The following is an 18,033-nucleotide window of genomic DNA, read 5'->3' on the forward strand; positions in this document are numbered from 1 at the left end:
TGTTCCCTTAAAAATTGAGACGAGACGTTAGTTGGAACGGTTGAGTTATTCGCTAGTCAAATAAAAAAGCCTGAAAGGCTTTTACCCTTCAGGCTGAAGAACCGAGTTTAAAGTTATTTGCTTTGCGAACTATTTGCCGACGATGTCGCCTTTCAATGAAGCGAGCGCGCCGAGCAATTCATTCTTTTCGGCTGCCGGAACGTTGAATTTGTCTAAAGCTTTCACCAGGTCTTCAACCAGTGCGCCGAAATCGGCATCGCTGATATTCATGCCTTTGTGAGCTTTTTCCATGTTTTTGCCTTTGTATTTGCAGGGTCCGCCGGTGGCTTCGCAAATCTGGTCAATCAGGTTGTTGCGCAATTTGGCAACCTGTTTCTGATCCTTAACCGTATCGGCGAAAAATTTGTTGATGCGATCATCCCCGACAACATTTTTGAGGAATTCATCGACCACTGCGGTAATCGCTTCTTTCTTGCCCAGACGCTCATACAACGATTTTTTCATTCCGTCTTCTGCAAACACCGAACCAATCGCCAAGGCACACACAACCATCATCACTGTCAATATTCTTTTCATATTCAGCCAATCCTTTCAGAGTTTGTTAATGATTAAATACGCAATAAAGCCATCTAATTTTTTAGATCTTTTTGCGTTTGCGATTTACACAGGGATTTACGCGAGTCCCACAAAATCGGATTTGTTTTGGGTTTTTACGGAAAAAAATATTTCAAAAAATAATTGCCGGTCATGTTTACCACCGCTGAAAAAATCAATCAGCCGTCTCGTCCGCCTTAACTTTCAATCAACCGCCGCAATCAAACAGCTATTTGCCAAAAAATCGCAAGGTCAATCCCACAGTGACAGTTATCGGATAACCGGGGGTTGCATGGATGCGGGCAATCGCTGCCTCACCCGGTCGCACACGCGATGCAAAATAGTTCTGGGTTTCAAAATAGCGTTTATCGGTCAGGTTATCTATCGACAGGTTGACATCAACCCACGAGCGCAAGCGTTTGGCGAGGCTCAAATCCATCACGGTTAAACCGGATGCCAAGATGCCCGGGTCTTCGCCATCCAGCCGGTAGCTGTTGGTATAACGCATCCGCAAAGAGCCACTAAATCCGCGCCAGTTGGTTAAAGTGAGCGCCGCATTGGAAACCACGTGCGGCGCGCTATCGACATAGACTCGCGGTGAAGTGCCGCGATAGTAAGCATTCATCACTTTAGTCACTCCGGCATTGAATGCAAGGTAGCGCGTCAGTTGCGCGGCAGTCTTCACTTCAAAGCCGCTGGCGCGACTTGGTCCTTTGAATTCGATGCTGCCATCATCGGGGATATAGACCTGCTCATTTGAGCGATCAATCAAAAACAGGTCGCCGCTTACCGACAGGCGTTTGAAATGATACGCTGTGCCCGCTTGATAAAAATCTGTCGTCGATACCCGTTCACCTTCGGGTCGTTGAACGATGCCGCGCGCATCCTGACTGGAAATGCCTCTGCCGTAATTGAAATAAAAATTCGCGGGGATTTGCGCCGATGGCGTCAATGCGAAACTGGCTTTCGGTTGAAAGCGCGCGGCACTGCGCGCGCCGGAAAATTCGGGCACGATTTTATCTTCGACATTGAAATGAAAATAGTCATACCGCAATCCGCCCGTCACTCTCAATCGCGCATTCAGTAAATCAATGGTGTTTTGCGCGTAACCAGCCGCATTGGTGACCTTCGCCTGGGCTTTGCTTGCCGTGGCAATCGGATTGCGGGTTACGGTGTTATACAACCCGACATTGATTTGATTGGCATGAAAATTTGCGCCGCTCACCAACAGCGCGCTTTGTCCGAATAGTTTATAAGGTTTTAACAATTGCACATTCGCGCCTTCCTGCAACCGCGAATCGTGTTGTTGAATTTCATCGCCATTGATTTCGTCATTCAAAAAGAAGGTGAAATTTGAAAACAAATCAAACAACGAACGCGCCATAAAAGTATCGGCTTTCAATATCGCGCCCGACGCGAAATCTCTGCGGTAATAGATGCCGGCGTTAGCGGTTTTGATTCTGCCGCCATTATCCGGGTCAATAACCCCGAAACGGTCAAGACGCCCGGCGGCAACTTCATCAAGCGGAATTTGTCCCGATGAATAAAAGTTATTGCGCCCGAAATTAAATTTAACGCCAAGCTTCTCCTCCATATTCAACCGGTGGGTGTAATTTGCTGTGAGGTTATCGCGCCGGTAACGCAAGGGATTCACAAAAGGTCCGTCGCTTTGCGAGAGTTCGTAAGCCAGGATAGCATCGGCGGATTTGAGTTGCGGGCTATAAGCTAAAAAATTTCTAAAGGAATCAAACGACCCGCCCTGTAGTCGCAAAGTGAGTTGTTGCGGAAGCGTTTCTTTCAATCGAATGTGCACCACCCCAAGCCCCGAAAAATCGCCGTATTCGGCGCTGAACGGCCCGTTCAAAATATCGACATCTTCGACCAGTTCCGGGGTGAGCGATTTGAGTTGCCCAAGATAACCTTGCCCGTGTCCTTGGGTGCTCTGGTTTTGCTGAACGTTATCGACCAGAACTTTCAGACCGCCGCTTACGCCGCCGTGGTCTAAATTGAAACCGAACCGGCGCACCTCTACGGATTTGCCGCCGCCTTCGTGTTGCCCTGCGTTAATCCCCGCGTCGAGGGTATGAAAAATCTGGTCGTCTCTGGCAAACAAGGTGTTTTTATAGATGGCATCGTTTTTCCGATCAATCGCCGGTTCCAACTGGGTTGCCGTAATCACTATGCTTTCGTGAACCGGCGGCACCGAAAAACGAATCTGTAGGGTGAGATTTTCCGCCGTTTCGTTTGCACTGAACTCGCGGGTTTGCGCAATCACATATTTGCCCTCGATGCGCAACGTAAACGCCGAATGCGGAATCAGCAAATTAAATTGCCCATCCCCATCCGTCACCGTTTTTAATTCGCCTGATGGGGAATTAATAATCAGCGTCACGCCTGCGACCGATTCATTTTTTTCATTGACCACAATCCCCGACAAGGCGCGTTTCGTAGCGGTCTGCGCCGGCGCGGTCACCAGACAAACCATCAATCCAATTAAGGTTATTACAAATTTTATCGCTTTCATCTTTGTCATTAACGGCTCAACAATTACAATGCCCATTCTTGTACATTTAAGGTACGGGTTTCGACGAAGAGTAGATTTGTAACCTGAAAAACTTTTTAATGCCAGTTAGATAATTATGAAAAAGAGCGCAGAGGTTGTCATCATCGGCGGCGGGTGTATGGGCGCAAGTGTGGCTTTTCATCTCGCGCGTCGCGGTGTAAAAGATGTCGTTTTGGTTGAACGTGAACCCTGGTTGGCAATGGGTTCGACGGGACGCAACGCCGGAGGCTTTCGCCATCAATTTTCCAGTGAACTCAATGTAAAGCTCTCCATTGAATCCATCCGATTGATGCGAAATTTCAAAGAAGCGGTCGGTTACGAGATTGATTTTCACCCGCACGGTTATCTGTTTTTACTCTCCAACGAAAACGATGTCGCCGCCTTCCGGCAAAACATCGAGATGCAACGGCGACTGGGCATCGAGGTTGAACTCATCACCCCCGATGATGCTAAAAAATTAGCACGAGGGTTGAAAACCGATGGGTTAATGGCAGCAAGCTTTTGCCCGCAGGATGGCATTGCCGACCCGAACGGCGTAACCCTTGGGTTTGCCAAAGCGGCGCAGGCGGCAGGCGTGGACATTGTCAAAGAAACCGTCGTGACCGGCATCAAAACCACAAACCATAAGGTCACTGAAGTTGAAACCACGCAAGGTACGATTGCGACGCCTCGCGTGGTCAACGCCGCAGGTCCCCTTGCGCGCGAAATCGGGCAGATGGTCGGGCTTGATATCCCTGTGCTTCCCTTTCGCCGTCACATCTTCATCACCGAACCGCTTGGCGAACGCGCCCACCTTGCGCCGACTTCGCGGATTATGGTTATCGATTTTGCGACGACTTTTTATTTTCATCGCGAAGGCGCAGGTGTGCTGTTTGGCATGTCTGACCGCGACGAGCCGACGAGTTTTAATCTGTCGGTCAGTTGGGAATTTTTAGAAAAGGTTTATGCAAGCGCCGCCGGACGTTTGCCGGTGCTAACGGATTTGGGTATCGCGCATGCGTGGGCTGGGCTTTATGAAGTGTCGCCCGATGGCAATCCGATTATTGATGAAGCAGAGACCGTAAAAGGGTTTTATATGATTAACGGCTTCAGCGGACATGGCTTTCAACATTCACCGGCTGCCGGTCGTCTGCTTGCCGATTTGATGATTGATGGCGTGGTCAAGGATTTGGATATTTCACCATTTTCATTCACGCGATTTGCCAATGGCGAAAGCCAGGGTGAATTGAATGTTGTGTAATTGAGATTGATTTTCAGAGCGACAACTGAATAACGCAGTCCGGCATTTGAATTTGTGAGAGCCAACATTTGCATTGCATTATTTATACTTCCTGCAAAGAGAGCGGTCGGGGACTTTTTCCGTCAATATCAGTAAACCCGTATTCCCGGGCAAGCGTTGCCGCAATCAAGACTTTGCCGCTTCGTTCCATTCGTTTTGCATCAGCCACAAGCCCTGCAACCGCGCGTCCAATAAATTGCGGCGATTCGGAATTGCTGAGGTCAAGCCATGCGGCTGCCTGCATCACCTTTTCGGTTCTTACCAGTCCCGGATAAAGCGATACAACGGCAACATTGTGCTCGCGAAGTTCGTGCGCCATATCCGCAGTCATTTTGTCGGTCGCGGCTTTCGCTACCCCGTAAGCGACATTGCCAATAAATTTTTGCGCCGCCCAGAATGAGATATTGATGATTACACCGCTGCGCGCAGCCACCATCACCTGCGCCGCCAACTGACTGGCGACATACGCGGCACGCACTCCTGCTTGAAACATCGCATCCCATCGCCATAAGGGTTGTTGCCAGAATGGACGCGACCAGGTGAACTCGCCGTTTTCAATCATGTTTTCGTAGCCGCCCCAAACGTTGTTCACCAGTACATCGAGTCGTCCTTGTTCCTGGAGAATTCGTTGAAATGCCGCTTGCACCTGAGCGTCATCGCGATGGTCACAGCAAAGCGCCAATTTAGCGTCACTGATGTATTGCATATCTTCAACGGTTCGTCCGGTGATATAAACCGTCGCGCCCGCCTCCATCAATTCGAGCGCAATGCCTTTGCCAACACCGCGACTCGCGCCCGTAACCAACGCTATTTTGCCTTGCAACTCAACCATCAGGCACTCTCCTTTCTAAGTTCCCTGCCCATCGAGGCGCTGGCTTGCGCCTGACTTCGCGCATCACCTATAGTTTGTCGGCTTCGATTTTGTTTTCTATTTCCGAAATGACCATGCATATCTTTCGTTATTCCAATTCGCAGGGCGCGCGCTTGGGTTTAAAAATCGATGGTGAGGATTATGACCTCAGCGCCGTCGCCAGAGCCTTCACCGATCTCTCCACCTGGCTTTCTCTGTCTGACCCGGTCGCCGCCATCTACGATGCGCTTTCGCGCGCCCGCGAGTTCCCGCTGACCGAAAGCCCATCAATTCTTGCGCCGCTTGATTCGCAAGAAGTCTGGGCGAGCGGGGTGACTTACCTGCGCTCGAAAGTTGCGCGTATGGAAGAGAGCGAACAGGGCGGCGATTTTTACGATCTGGTTTACGATGCCGAGCGCCCTGAGCTTTTTTTAAAAGCGACCCCTGCCCGCGTTGTCGGCACAGGACAACCGATTCGCATCCGCCGCGATTCCGCCTGGAATGTGCCTGAACCTGAACTGGCGCTGGTGCTTGCTGTAAGCGGCGCGATTGTCGGATACACCATCGGCAATGATGTGTCCTCACGCTCGATTGAAGGCGAAAACCCACTCTACCTTCCACAAGCCAAAGTTTACGACGGATGTTGCGCCCTGGGACCGGTTATCGCTTTGAACGATGGCAACCCAAGCATACGCACAATCCAGATAACGATTGCGCGCGATGCTGAGATGATATTCACAGGCGAGACTTCAACTGCGCAGATGCGACGCGCTCCGGAAGAACTTGCGGCTTACCTGTTTCGTGAACTGACCTTTGCGGCAGGCGTATTCCTGCTGACCGGAACCGGCATCGTACCGCCTGACGAATTCACACTACAATCGGGCGACCTGGTGAGCATCAACATCACCGGCATCGGCACTTTGGAAAACCCCGTAGCCTGAAGCCTGCTCAACCCAGATTGAGCAGGTCACCATGCAGGTTCAGCAAGCGATTTATCTGGAAGCCGCTGCGTCAGGAATCGCTTCGCGACACCAGTAAACAAAATCGGTTGCGGCGGGTTCTGCGCCGATGGCGCGAAGGAGGTGAGCGATTTGCCCGCGATGATACCACGAATGCCCGAAGAGTTGCGTGAGAATGTCTCCGATGGTGTTTTTGAATTTACCGCCGTCAAAGGCTTGATAGACAAATGACCGCTGGAGTCCCTCATCATCCAACTGGTTAAGATAATTTTTCCAGACCTGATGAACTTCATCGGCGATGGATTGTAATGATTCCAGTGCCACACCTCGCGGGAAAAGTTCAGTCACCGCTTCATTGGCAACCCCAAAGCGATAGAGCCACAACTTTCTCGCGCACATCAAATGGGCAAACAAATCGACAGCTTCTTGAAATGCCGGTAATTTCCGCAAATCATCGGCAACGCCGTTCAATGAATCGATGGTTTGCTGATGGGCATCCATTTCATAATCAAACCAGCGACGAAAACGTTCGACATTTTCGGTTGTCATCATTCCCTCTTATTCAATTAAATAGTTTACTGACTCGCCCGCCAACTTCTGACAATTTGCAAACCGCTTTCCGGCGTCCAACGACGGGCAACGACCGCTTCATCTTCGACGATGTTGAAGGCGGCGCTTTCAATATCAATCGAAAACAGGTGAAACTCCGGTTCATCGGGCTTCCACCCGATGAGTTCAAATAAAGTGTCGCAATAGCGCTTGCGCATTGCCAAATCCGTAATCGCTATTGCGCGACCATATAATTTGAATTCGCCTTCGGTGCCATCTTTTTTGCTGATGGTGTTATGAATCGTGCAACGCGGGTCGCGCAGTAAATCCAAAGCCTTGCGCGATTGCCAGATCATTCCAAGATAGAGATGCCCATCAACGATGAACGCTTCAACCGGAGTGATACGCGGAAAGCCGTTTTTCCTGAGCGTTCCCAGCAATATCATGCCGCTTGCCGCAAACCGCGTTTCGCCGAGCCTGGCAAGTTCCGGCGCAGCTTTTTTGAACTCTTCCCAAATCATAAAATGCCTGATCGAGCGTTGCAGCGAACTACCGGTGATGCATTTAATTTCCCAGACCCAAAAGCGCGCGCAAGCGTTGATCGCGCAAAAACAGCACGCCCCAAACCAACACCCCAAAGATGACCGGCAGCAAAATCGAAAAGAGCGAATCGCCGACGCGCACATGGGTCGCGGTTGCTCCGCCAAGATAACCGGTCAGTAAAATCGCGCCCACAATGGAGGTGCGCGGAATCATATACAGCACGGTGCTCACCAACAAAGTAATACCCATCAGCAGTAGTGAACTTTCCGGGTATCCCAGATATACGGTTGCCTTCACGACCTCTTCCGGCTTAATCAATTTCATCAAGCCGTCAAGCAGAAAAAACAGGACGGTCAGTCCGCTCAGGATGCGTCCAACCCAAAGTGCGGTTTTAGAAACTGTAGGGGTTTGTATACTCGATTGCATAAATTGACCTCGCTCCATAATCGGTTAAAAAAAATCGCGCACATCCTGTCAACTTCAACAGGATGTGCGCCGGAGGGTTGTCTGTGAACTGAAACATTTTTCAAGTATGAAAAAAACGGTCAGGCAGTTTTCTCACCATCAGATGGAACAGGCAAATAGGTTGCAATCACCACCCCGTTGTTTGTTGCCTTGACATCACGCAGTTGGAGATTGATTGGCGTTCCACCATCAATAAAGAGATGGCGACCGCTTCCCAGAACCAGTGGGTGAATCAACAACACATATTCATCCACCAGATGCCACTGCATTAACGATTGGCTTAACACACCGCTGCCGAATACCATCAGGTCTCTCGCTTGCTCTTTTTTAAACTGCTCCAGCGCCTTTGCCACATCGCCCTGAATAAGTTTGGAGTTCATCCACGGGAGCGGCTCGGTAAGCGTAGTCGAGACCACATATTTAAGAAGGTTGTTGAGCGTTTCTGAAATCGGGTTATCGGTTTGCGTCGGCCAAAATGCAGCAAAGCGTTCATAGGTCACTCGACCAAAGAGCAACGCTCCAAGGTTAGCGAAGGCGGCGCTGACTTCGGGCTGTTGCATGGCGGCAAAGGGTTCCGCCCAACCGCCGTACCGGAAGCCATCACGCGGGTCTTCGTCCCGATGACCGGGCGCTTGCATAACGCCATCAAGGGTCAAATTTGTAATTACAATGATCTTTCCCATGCTCAGCCTCCTATTGATGAGGGGTTCACCACGTTGAGTTGAACGGTAACCGCCCAAACAGAAGGGTAGGCGTTGCAGCGCCATCAAGCCTTACTCGTATCCTGCATTTCCGGATAGGGAATGCCTTTCCCCATCTCGATATATTGCTTGAGACTGATACCAACGAAGAACGCCCACCCTTGATTGCAGACCTCATAACACGGCGATTCCCGATAGCCTGCCTGCGAGAAATCGATTTGTGTACCGGTTCCCTGCGGGACGAGGGCAAAAGTAATCGTCGTGCCTTCCCAGGCATTGGTGTTCTGCATATTCGATCTCAGACATTTCCACACCACCGGACTCAGTACATCGCCGCGCGTCATCTGAAGTTCGACTTCCCAGCCATAGCCGCTCCAACCGAGCGTGCCTTTGCCATCCTTGATGAGCGCTTCTTTCGTCCACCAGTTTTGAATATGCCTCTCCTCCATCAGTGCGTCTGCAATGGTATCGACCGGTGCATTGATAAAAAATGAATGGCGAATTTCTTTGCTTATCATATCAGCTTTCACTATGCCTGACTCCAATCCTTTGCTGTCCCGATGTCGGTGAAATCAACTGCATTGCCCGGAACTGAAATGTTCATCGTGACGCCGTTTCATCTCTTCGGGTGAGACATCTTCAACGTGTGTGGCAATCCACCAGGTTACTCCCGAACTATCCTGCACGCCGGCATTGCGGTCGCCATAAAATTGATCGGCGGGTTCCATCAAGGATTTCGCGCCGGCTTCAAGCGCGCGTTTGTATGTCGCATCGGTGTCGGGCATGTAGAGGTAAATCATGCTCGGCAAGGCTTTCCAATCCGCCATTGCGCTGCCAATCATAATTTTGGAATCGCCAATTTCGATTTCGGCGTGACCGATTTTGCCATCGGGGCGGCTCATCGAAAAAAGCGTCTTGGCATCAAAGACCTTTTGTAAAAATTCGATTAACGGTGCCACATCGTCAACAATCAGATAAGGGGTGATGGTGCGATAACCATCGGGAATCGGTTTTACTGCTTTTGCTGCTTGCTCCATAAACCTGCTCTCCTTTGTTTGTAATATTGTGAGAAATCCAGGGGTGCACAACCAGGATTGCCATCGTTTAAACCTGATAAAGCTGAATAAAATTTCCGCAAGTATCATCAAACATGGCAATCGTAACGTCGCCCATTTTGGTCGGCTCCTGGCTGAATACCACACCCAAATTTTTCAGTCTCTGGTATTCGGTTTGAATGTCGTCAACCGCAAATGCGGTCAGCGGAATTCGCTGTTGATAGATAGCTGCCTGATAGGTTTTCGCAGCCGGGTTGCTGTTGGGTTCAAGAACCAACTCAATATCATCATGCCCATCAGGCGAAACCACGGTCAACCAACTGGCTTCTCCCAATGGGATTTCCGTTTTCTTAACGAAGCCAAGAATCTCCGTATAAAATTTCAGAGCCTTTGCCTGCTCATCAACCAAGATACTGCTGAGTTTGATTTTCATAATTGTTCAGGAGGTTTCTTTCAAAGTCTTACTTTGCAGTAAGCATCGTGCGGCAATAATCATTATTGCTACCCCTTGTTCAGAAACATCGCCTTTCGCAAGAATTTTTGAACCAGAAAATGATCCGAGCTGGGAAAATAGTGTAGAGGCAAAGCATCTGAGCGATTGGGGCTTCGCTCAAAGATTCGGGGGCGTACGACGACCTGCGAATGCTTTACCTCTACAGAGGGCACCCGCCGAAGCGGGAGCGGCTGTATCAGGGGACCTACTTAAAAAGGAATTTCGTCTTCGTTAAACTGCACACGGTTTGCTTGCCGCGCAGGGTTCGCTCTGGTGTTTCCACTGCTTTGTGATTTGCGCTCGGTAACTGTCGTTTGCCGATTTTCACTGACCCCGGCTTTGGCAACCGCAGCTTGCGGCTGTTCATTTTCTGAAATCGGCGAGATGAATTGAATATCGGTGCCGCGCACTTCAAGGCTGGTTCGGGTCGCGCCGTTTTGATCTGTCCATTCGCGCTGCGAAAGCGTCCCTTCGACATAAACCTGCCGACCTTTGGCTAAATACTGATGCGCAATTTCAGCCTGCCGTCCAAAAAGACTGACGCGAAACCAGGTCGTCACTTCCTGCAATTCACCTGCACGGTCTTTGCGCCGTTCAGTGGTCGCAACTGAAAAATCGCAAATGGCGGTTCCTTGTGGTGAATAACGAATCTCCGGGTCACGTCCCAGATAACCAACGATGGTGATTTTATTGAAACTGGCCATTGAAGTGTTTCTCCTTCGGTTTTCTTCTTGTTTTTCTGACGTCGCCTACTGTATCACGAGTGAAACATAGTTGCAAGACATTTTTTCATCTGTGAAACAAAAATTTTTCTCGCTCAACTTAACTTACTGGATTTTCAGCAATTTCCCAAAAGCTTCGATTTTTTTAGAAACTTCTCAAAATTTTCTCTTGCAACAATGTTTCATCCGTGATACAAGACCGTTGCACGTAAGAAACAAAAGGAGGAAGCCACCGATGAAATGCCTCGAACACCGCTTAGCACACGCATTGCGCGCCTTATTATTCGATTTGAAATCCCATCCGCTTGCGCCTGCACTTACCTTACTGGCATTGAAAATTATTATTGCTTTGTATGAGCTTAAAAATATAATAGCCTCATCATCCTGATTGCGGCTTCGGTCAAATATGCTCCCATAAATTTTAAATCCCAAATCAAAAGCGATGGCGGCGGGTAAGCGTAAACAGCAGTTCCCTGCATCTCGCCAACCAATTGCCTCTTGAGTGATTGGAGTCTGGTCTATGTCAGCAGAAAAAACCTATCTGGAACTTTCGGAAGCGGGCGGCGGTTCACACAAATTCTATGAAGTTATCGTTAATCATACAGAGCTATCTATTCGTTATGGTCGCATAGGCGATGCAGGACAAACCCAGGTAAAAACGTTTCCCTCATTTGAAAAAGCCCAGGCTGAAGCCCAGAAGAAAATTAATGAAAAATTGAAGAAAGGTTACGAAGCCGCTGTTCAAGGCGTCCGTCAAAAACGCCCGATAACCAGCCGCTCGGCGATGCTCGCACAATTTGCGACGACTACAACGACCTCCCATCAAACCGCCGCCAGGCGTAAGACACCCGGCACGCCATCCATCAAACAAGCGCCGATATTATGGAAATTTCATTCCAACTTCGCGGCATTCGGAATTTTTATTAATGATTCGCACTGCTGGATGGGCAATGAAGATGGCAACATCTTTGCCTTAACCCACGATGGACAGGTGCAGATGAAATTCAAATTGCCCGAAGGCGTGAAATGTCTGGTAGCCGATGACGCCTGGTTGTATGCCGGTTGTAATGACGGCAATGTTTATGACCTGACGGGCAAAGTGCCGCGCATCGCTTATGAGATCGCGCCCGATGTTGACATCTTCTGGCTCGACATCGCCGATGGCGTCCTGGCGGTTTCCGATAATAAAGGAAACGTTACGGTCATCAATCACGAAGACGAATCGCAGTGGTCGAAAAAAAGTCGCGGCGATATGGGCTGGATGGTACGCGCGGATGAAATCGGGGTTTATCACGGACACGCAGCGGGCGTCACCATGTACGACTGGGAAGATGGCAGCGTCATCTGGGAACAGGAAACCGAAGGTCCTGTTTTATTCGGCTGGCAAGAGGAGTCGCTGGTTTATGCCTGCACCGCCAGAGGCGTGATTCACTGTTTTGCCAAAATGGGCATTGCAGCAACGCGCTTTCATTGCGATGCGGTGATCTTTTCATGCGCCGCGACAGAAGGCGGCAAATACGTTTTCGCAGGCGATAATCAAAGCGCGATTTATTGTTTCAACGAAGCGGGCGAACGATTGTGGAAACTCGGCACGGGGTGTGGTTCGGCTTATTCCATGCAATATCACAATCAACGGCTTTACATCGTCACCACTGCCGGGGTGCTCGCCTGCATTGATGCCAGTGAAGCGGCAATCCAAGCCGCGCAATCTGGCACCGTGCCCGACGCCATCAATATCAATGCGCCGCAGGTTGAAGCAGTTTCTGCAACCACTATTGAAACCACCAATGAAAGCGGCAGCGGTGTGGTGGTCGAATGTTTTCGCGAAGGCGGTAAATTGCGGGTTCGCGTGGTAAGCGAAGGCTTCAATAAAAATCTGCATTGCCAGTTTCCGAAAGGCATACGCGAAGCCGGGGCGCGCTACATCGTTGACGAAGTGCGCGAAGCGCGCGGCGGCTTTTATCGCGTGCTCGGCAATATTAAGAAATTGACGTAAGCAAAAAGGAATCAGGATTCAGGGAAAGGAAAGTATGAAGTAGGAACGCTGAACGATGAACAGAAAGCGGTTTGCAATTATTCATCGTTTAACATTCCACCTTCATCGTTTCTTCTGCTTTGAATCCTGAATCCTGAATCCCGAATCCTGAACTATGAAACTGATTAAACAAACGAAACTCGTCTTTCAAGAAGGTCGCTCGGACAAAGTCTATGAAGTAGATTTGTGCGAGGTCAGCGCCAATGGTTTCGTGGTCAATTTTCGGTACGGGCGACGCGGTACGAATTTGAAAGAGGGAACGAAAACCGAAACCGCAGTTTCACTCATCGAAGCGCAAAAGGTATTCGACAATCTCGTCGCAGAAAAGCTGCGAAAAGGCTACAAGGATGCTGATGCGCCATCAGGAACACTCGCTTCGCCTCAGCCGGTTGATGTGTGGGGCGCGAAAAAATCCGCTGCCACAAATCCTGAAGAGGCGCGAAAACAGGCTGTTTTACATCGCTTGCAACAGGGCGACGCGCTCAAAAAACCTGAGAAAAAGAAAAAGGCAGTCTCAAACATCTTTTCGCAAAATCCCAAACCACAAAATCATTTCTGGTCGCTGGAACGCGCCATCTGGCGAGCCGGTGAATTAAAAATCCGGGAGGCTGCGCCTTACCTCGTTCAACTGCTTGGCACAGGCGATGCCTTGCGCGATTACTGCATCGCCTGGTCACTCGGTTTTTGCGGCGATGAACAAACCATTGCGCCTCTTAGCCAGCTTTACCAAAACCGCACCAAACCCGAAATGGTTCGTCGTATCGCCTGCGAAGCGCTGCTGAAACTTTCCGATGATGCGACCAAAGCGGCTTTTCGCAACCAGCTAATCAATCAATTGCCATCTGAATTAAGCTATCTGGCAAGGCAAGGCACGCCTGAAACTTTTGAAAAAGTTCTGAATGAATACCTTGAAACCGACGACCAGAGCCACTTTCAGGTTCTCGAAACAATTTATCTGCTCGACAATGAAATCGCGCGACCGGCGCTGTTGAATTTGCTTCGCACTGCGCCACTCAAGCCGAATTATTTCAAAGCGCTGCGGCATATCTTCAAAGCTGCAGAATATCGTCGTGACGCAGAGGTGTTTGGCTTGCTTGCTTATCGTTTTGAAAAAGCCCGCGCCAATTTTTCCACCTGGACGGCGTTGGATAAACCTTCGCGTTATGCCACCTGGGTCTATGTCGGCGATGCGCGCAACTATCGCGCCGAAGACCACATTCAAAATGCCCGTGAAGAGATTCAAAAGCCCGCTTCGCGCATCGCTTACAGCACGCGCACACGCATCTATTTGCGCAAGCGGGTTTGGCGAACGCTTAGAAGACTCGGACAACCTGGCGACCTCGATTATGTGAAAATGGCGGTTGGTGTATTGCTGGCATATTCAGATGCGGACGCCGTTTCTGTGAGAGAGTCCACGATTTTCGATCCGTCGAAACCTGATTTGGTTAAAACCTACTGGGACGCTTTTGCCGGTTACTGGGCGTTCAATCATATTCTCTACACCAACAGCCCGCGCTATTATCTGCGCCGCAACTCGAAAGCCTGGCGTTGCAAATCCGCCTACAAACCGGGCGATGCTGCGCCGAAAACACGCGAAGAAGCTTACCCGCATTTGTGGGAAAAACGACCTGAAGGATTATTGCACCTGATTGCCGAAAGCAATTGTTCGCCGGTGCTGGAATTTGCCACGCGCGCCCTGAATAGCTGTAAAACCTTTTGTGATGAACTTGATATTGAAACGATTTTGATGATTCTGGCGCGACCTTATGAATGCACGGCTAAACTGGGATTTGCGCTCGCGCAAAAACATTACAATCCAGGTGCGCCGCATCGCGACCTGCTGCTCGCGCTTGCTAACTGCGCGTTAGAAGAAGCGCGATTGCAAGCCTGTCGGTGGGCGAATGATGCGCGCGACCGTTTAATTCATGATAATGAATTCATTGCCGCATTGGTTTTCAGCCCGCATGCTGACACCCGCAATTTCGCCAAACAGTTGGTGCGTTCCGTCACATTTTCCGAGGCTAATGCGAAATCGCTGGTTGAAAAACTGATTAACGGACTACGCAACCTCGAGGCTTCGCAAACCGACGAAGCTCGCGACATTGCCGATACCATTTTGAAAGGTTTCCCGGTACAACTTCGCGCGCTTTCGATGCCGTTGATTTTGCAACTGCTCGCGCACCCGCTGCTTGAAGTTCAGGAACTCGGCGGCAACATACTGCTTGCGCACCAAACGCCCGCCGCACATTTGCCCGAAGCGATTATCAATTCGCTCATCAATTCATCGTTTGAAACCTTGCGCGGCATCGGCATCAAACTTTTCGGACAAATTGATGAGTTGAATTTATTTGAGCGCGACAGTGTCATCGCCAATTTCGCGATGCACGAACTTGAAGATATTCGCAAATCTATTCGCCCGATTATTCACAAGCTCTGCTATCCGCCGATGCCGCCCGACTCGCGCCATGAGATTTTACCGATTGAGCCTGTAGACGACCCGCTTACCGCTGAACAGCGCAAAACCTTTTCACTCAAACTCGCAGACCGTTTCTTAAAAGCCTTATTTGAAAAAGAGGTTCACGCAGGTGTGCATTCGATGCTGGTTAAAATCATGCGCGAAGATTTAGCCGGGCATTGGCTGGCTGTATCAACAACCGGAAGCGCCTGGAAATTGATTCACGCCGAATCGCAGGCGGCACAGGAACTCGGCGGCGTGTTGCTTGAATACCTTGCCGACTGTGATTTCACTGTCGCGCAGGACATGGATTTTTCCGACCTCGTCGAACTTTCCAATCACCAGGTGCTCGCTGTGCGTCAATCGTCCTGGCTGCTTTTTGCAAAGATGCTGCATCGACTGCAACACCAGATGAATCCGCAAAACCATCTGGATGAGATGGCGAAAGCCGTTAAACTTCTTGATGCCGAGTGGGATGATTCGCGCGATTTCTGGTTCAAAATGTTCGACACCTATTTCACCGCCGAAGAGTTCACAGCGGGCATTCTCATCAACGTCTGCGATAGTGTGCGCCCAGCGGTGCAAGCATTCGGACGTAAACTCATCACACGGTTTTTTGCCGAAGCCGATGGCGTCGAATACCTGCTCAAACTGAGCGAACATCCAAGCGCCGATTTGCAGACCTTTGCGACCAATTATCTCGAAGGTTACGCAGCCAATCACCCTGAACGCTTAAACGAAATGCGTCACTATTTTTTAAGCGTACTATCGCGCGTCAACAAAGCTCGCGTCGCGAAAAATCGCATCTTGAATTTTTTGACCAATGAGGCGCAAAAGAGCGAAACGGCAGCACGCATCGTTGCGGAAATTCTGGCGCGGCAATCCGTGACGATGGCAATTGGCGATAAAGCCGCAACCCTTGAAGCGATGCTGAAAATTCATCGCGCTTTTCCACAAATTCAATTGCCAATCGAAGTCAAACAACCGGAGGTGCGCCATGCTTTTTGATTATCGTTTTAAAGGCAGCACGACCGTTGCAAATGCGGCGAGCGAAACCCGCATGAGTTTTGCGCCGGACACCAATCGCCAGCCGACCTACTTTTACGGCGAACTCGCCAAACAGCTTGAATTTCGCGAAGCCATCAGCGCCTTGCACGATGTGGTGGTTTCCGATTTACGCACACAAAAAAAGGACAAGACGGCATACAAAGAATGGGCGGCACAGCAAGAACAGATTGACTGGCAACTGGTGGTTGATGAACGCTCGCAAGTCGGCGCGCGCATCAAACAATTGCAAGAGGAACTCGACGCACTCAGAAACCGCAGCCTGTCGCGCTTTAAACCATACTATGAAGCGCAATCGCGTTTCCGCATGTACGCCTGGAAACATAACCTCGCGGTGCGGGTGATTCTCGACCCGGTAATCACCGTACACCCCGATGAAGTTTTTTTTGAATGTTTCAGCAAAGATGAATCGAGTTATGCGCGACTCGGCGCAAGTTATGAAGTATTCAAAAGCGTCGGCGAATTCGCGTGTGGCACTACCAACATTGATTATTCCGCCGCGCTTTATGATGAATTCCAGAAAATCCGCACCTATAAAAACACGCGCTTTGAAATCGACCCGTCGGGGTTCGACATTCAAACCACCAACGAAGAGGCATACAAAGAAGTCAAAATTGATTTGCCCGACAGTTGGGTGCGCGGATTCCTGCAAGTCAATTCGGCAATGGCGATGCCGATGACCTCATTCTATCTGCATCCGATGGATGTGCATAATCTCTGTTTCGTGTTGCGTCGTCACAAAGAAAAGGTGGGACCGCGCAGTATGCGTTATCACCTGAAACCGGGCGAGCCGGTGCGCGTGGTCTTCGAGCCGTTCAATATCGAAGTCCGTTGTCCGCGTTCGATTTTTGAAGGAACCGATGAACAGGAAATTCGCGTGTGGGGCAGACGGCGAATCCTGACGCTTGAACGCTTGATTCCGGTGGCAAAACAATTCACCGTGCATCTGCTGGGTACGGGCTTACCGTCATTTTACGTAGCCGACCTCGGCGATATGTCATTCACTCTGGGGTTATCGGGATGGACAGTGAATGATTGGTCACGCGCCGGTAATTTCGATTTACTGGCACCACGCGCAGAGGTTGACAGCCTGACCAAACAGCGGGTTTTCGATTGCCTCAAAGAGCGTTGGCTCGATAGCCCCGATGTGCTGGCTTCGCGTTTGCAATTAGACCGCGCGGTTGTACTCGGCGCGCTTGGCGCATACACACAAGCCGGTCGCGCTATCTTTGATTTAAACAAAGGCGTCTATCGCGTGCGTGAATTGAGCAATGAGCCGTTGCCGATGGATAAACTCCGCTTTGCGAGTGAACGCGAAGAAAAGGCTACCGGGTTCATTCGTCAAAATGCGGTTACCGTTTCGAGTAAAAATATCAATGATGTCGGATATTTGGTTTTGCAAGGCAGCGTGCAGGATACGGATAAAACCTTCGCGCCATCGCTTACCATTGATCGCGATGAGCGCCTGTTGAATGCGCAATGCACCTGCAACTGGCATAAACAGAACAAGCTCTTTAAAGGACCCTGCGAACACCTCCTGGCTTTGAGGATGAAGGGCGCAGGACGCTGAAGAAGAAGGGGAGAAAGGGAGAAAGGGAGAGGAGGAGACAAGAGAAAAACGATGTGAAATTCCCTTCTCTCGCCCACTGTAAAATTGCTCTTTGAAAATTGGCGCAGTAATTCGCGAGTGTGACCTTGCAACCCG

The 18,033-nt window shown here is 50.1% G+C and carries 16 protein-coding genes; 5 read left to right on the forward strand and 11 right to left on the reverse strand.

All coding sequences use genetic code 11. The annotated features are described in order from the left end of the window. Positions 1-129: 129 nt before the first annotated feature. Together AB1757_16440 and AB1757_16445 are read right to left on the reverse strand one after the other, a co-directional pair. Complete coding sequence (locus AB1757_16440) at positions 130-576, reverse strand: group 1 truncated hemoglobin (GenBank protein MEW6128629.1); 447 nt, start codon at positions 574-576, stop codon at positions 130-132. A 247-nt stretch (positions 577-823) separates the two neighbouring features. Beyond that, positions 824-3,127 carry a TonB-dependent receptor gene (locus AB1757_16445; protein ID MEW6128630.1) on the reverse strand — a complete coding sequence of 768 codons (2,304 nt, stop codon included), beginning with the start codon at positions 3,125-3,127 and terminating at the stop codon, positions 824-826. Positions 3,128-3,233: 106 nt separating this feature from the next. On the opposite strand from AB1757_16445, the gene AB1757_16450 reads away from it, so the two are divergent. Next, a complete protein-coding gene (locus AB1757_16450; protein ID MEW6128631.1) occupies positions 3,234-4,397 on the forward strand; it encodes an FAD-binding oxidoreductase in 1,164 nt (387 codons plus the stop codon). An 82-nt stretch (positions 4,398-4,479) separates the two neighbouring features. Here AB1757_16450 and AB1757_16455 read toward each other — a convergent pair whose 3' ends face one another. Beyond that, positions 4,480-5,268, reverse strand: a complete 789-nt coding sequence (locus AB1757_16455; GenBank protein ID MEW6128632.1) for an SDR family NAD(P)-dependent oxidoreductase — start codon at positions 5,266-5,268, stop codon at positions 4,480-4,482. A gap of 107 nt (positions 5,269-5,375) precedes the next feature. Here AB1757_16455 and AB1757_16460 point away from each other — a divergent pair, with 107 nt between their 5' ends. Beyond that, a complete protein-coding gene (locus AB1757_16460) occupies positions 5,376-6,227 on the forward strand; it encodes a fumarylacetoacetate hydrolase family protein (GenBank protein MEW6128633.1) in 852 nt (283 codons plus the stop codon). A 51-nt stretch (positions 6,228-6,278) separates the two neighbouring features. Here AB1757_16460 and AB1757_16465 read toward each other — a convergent pair whose 3' ends face one another. The 8 genes from AB1757_16465 to AB1757_16500 all read right to left on the reverse strand — a co-directional run bounded on the left by AB1757_16465 (position 6,279) and on the right by AB1757_16500 (position 10,755). Beyond that, positions 6,279-6,797, reverse strand: coding sequence for a DinB family protein (locus AB1757_16465; GenBank protein ID MEW6128634.1), 519 nt, complete (start codon positions 6,795-6,797; stop codon positions 6,279-6,281). Positions 6,798-6,820: 23 nt separating this feature from the next. Further along, positions 6,821-7,315 carry a pyridoxamine 5'-phosphate oxidase family protein gene (locus AB1757_16470; GenBank protein ID MEW6128635.1) on the reverse strand — a complete coding sequence of 165 codons (495 nt, stop codon included), beginning with the start codon at positions 7,313-7,315 and terminating at the stop codon, positions 6,821-6,823. 43 nt (positions 7,316-7,358) lie between these two features. Continuing rightward, on the reverse strand, positions 7,359-7,763 hold the full coding sequence (locus AB1757_16475) for a DoxX family protein (protein MEW6128636.1): 405 nt from the start codon (positions 7,761-7,763) through the stop codon (positions 7,359-7,361). Positions 7,764-7,882: 119 nt separating this feature from the next. Beyond that, the gene (locus AB1757_16480; GenBank protein MEW6128637.1) at positions 7,883-8,485 is read right to left on the reverse strand and encodes a dihydrofolate reductase family protein; all 603 of its coding nucleotides are present in this window, start codon (positions 8,483-8,485) and stop codon (positions 7,883-7,885) included. A gap of 83 nt (positions 8,486-8,568) precedes the next feature. After that, entirely contained in the window at positions 8,569-9,021 is a 453-nt protein-coding gene (locus tag AB1757_16485) for an SRPBCC domain-containing protein (protein MEW6128638.1), read from the reverse strand. Between the two features lie 54 nt (positions 9,022-9,075). Continuing rightward, a complete protein-coding gene (locus AB1757_16490; protein ID MEW6128639.1) occupies positions 9,076-9,540 on the reverse strand; it encodes a VOC family protein in 465 nt (154 codons plus the stop codon). A gap of 67 nt (positions 9,541-9,607) precedes the next feature. Then, a complete protein-coding gene (locus AB1757_16495; GenBank protein ID MEW6128640.1) occupies positions 9,608-9,991 on the reverse strand; it encodes a VOC family protein in 384 nt (127 codons plus the stop codon). A gap of 269 nt (positions 9,992-10,260) precedes the next feature. Further along, a complete protein-coding gene (locus AB1757_16500; protein MEW6128641.1) occupies positions 10,261-10,755 on the reverse strand; it encodes a single-stranded DNA-binding protein in 495 nt (164 codons plus the stop codon). Positions 10,756-11,293: 538 nt separating this feature from the next. Here AB1757_16500 and AB1757_16505 point away from each other — a divergent pair. The 3 genes from AB1757_16505 (at position 11,294) to AB1757_16515 (ending at position 17,898) form a co-directional block, all read left to right on the forward strand. Beyond that, positions 11,294-12,769, forward strand: a complete 1,476-nt coding sequence (locus AB1757_16505; protein ID MEW6128642.1) for a WGR domain-containing protein — start codon at positions 11,294-11,296, stop codon at positions 12,767-12,769. Between the two features lie 154 nt (positions 12,770-12,923). Continuing rightward, the gene (locus AB1757_16510) at positions 12,924-16,271 is read left to right on the forward strand and encodes a WGR domain-containing protein (protein ID MEW6128643.1); all 3,348 of its coding nucleotides are present in this window, start codon (positions 12,924-12,926) and stop codon (positions 16,269-16,271) included. Continuing rightward, entirely contained in the window at positions 16,261-17,898 is a 1,638-nt protein-coding gene (locus tag AB1757_16515; GenBank protein ID MEW6128644.1) for an SWIM zinc finger family protein, read from the forward strand. The genes AB1757_16510 and AB1757_16515 overlap by 11 nt, the downstream gene beginning before the upstream one ends. Positions 17,899-18,033: the final 135 nt, after the last annotated feature.

The organism is Acidobacteriota bacterium (assembly GCA_040754075.1).
Lineage (GTDB): Bacteria > Acidobacteriota > Blastocatellia > UBA7656 > UBA7656 > JBFMDH01.

Excerpts from the sequence above, each read along its gene's own strand:
- AB1757_16445 (MEW6128630.1), bottom strand. The coding sequence starts at position 3,127 with ATGACAAAGATGAAAGCGATAAAATTTGTAATAACCTTAATTGGATTG.
- AB1757_16505 (MEW6128642.1), top strand. The coding sequence starts at position 11,294 with ATGTCAGCAGAAAAAACCTATCTGGAACTTTCGGAAGCGGGCGGCGGT.
- AB1757_16485 (MEW6128638.1), bottom strand. The coding sequence starts at position 9,021 with ATGATAAGCAAAGAAATTCGCCATTCATTTTTTATCAATGCACCGGTC.
- AB1757_16455 (MEW6128632.1), bottom strand. The coding sequence starts at position 5,268 with ATGGTTGAGTTGCAAGGCAAAATAGCGTTGGTTACGGGCGCGAGTCGC.
- AB1757_16450 (MEW6128631.1), top strand. The coding sequence starts at position 3,234 with ATGAAAAAGAGCGCAGAGGTTGTCATCATCGGCGGCGGGTGTATGGGC.
- AB1757_16475 (MEW6128636.1), bottom strand. The coding sequence starts at position 7,763 with ATGCAATCGAGTATACAAACCCCTACAGTTTCTAAAACCGCACTTTGG.
- AB1757_16470 (MEW6128635.1), bottom strand. The coding sequence starts at position 7,315 with ATGATTTGGGAAGAGTTCAAAAAAGCTGCGCCGGAACTTGCCAGGCTC.
- AB1757_16465 (MEW6128634.1), bottom strand. The coding sequence starts at position 6,797 with ATGATGACAACCGAAAATGTCGAACGTTTTCGTCGCTGGTTTGATTAT.
- AB1757_16480 (MEW6128637.1), bottom strand. The coding sequence starts at position 8,485 with ATGGGAAAGATCATTGTAATTACAAATTTGACCCTTGATGGCGTTATG.
- AB1757_16495 (MEW6128640.1), bottom strand. The coding sequence starts at position 9,991 with ATGAAAATCAAACTCAGCAGTATCTTGGTTGATGAGCAGGCAAAGGCT.
- AB1757_16460 (MEW6128633.1), top strand. The coding sequence starts at position 5,376 with ATGACCATGCATATCTTTCGTTATTCCAATTCGCAGGGCGCGCGCTTG.
- AB1757_16515 (MEW6128644.1), top strand. The coding sequence starts at position 16,261 with ATGCTTTTTGATTATCGTTTTAAAGGCAGCACGACCGTTGCAAATGCG.
- AB1757_16500 (MEW6128641.1), bottom strand. The coding sequence starts at position 10,755 with ATGGCCAGTTTCAATAAAATCACCATCGTTGGTTATCTGGGACGTGAC.
- AB1757_16490 (MEW6128639.1), bottom strand. The coding sequence starts at position 9,540 with ATGGAGCAAGCAGCAAAAGCAGTAAAACCGATTCCCGATGGTTATCGC.
- AB1757_16440 (MEW6128629.1), bottom strand. The coding sequence starts at position 576 with ATGAAAAGAATATTGACAGTGATGATGGTTGTGTGTGCCTTGGCGATT.
- AB1757_16510 (MEW6128643.1), top strand. The coding sequence starts at position 12,924 with ATGAAACTGATTAAACAAACGAAACTCGTCTTTCAAGAAGGTCGCTCG.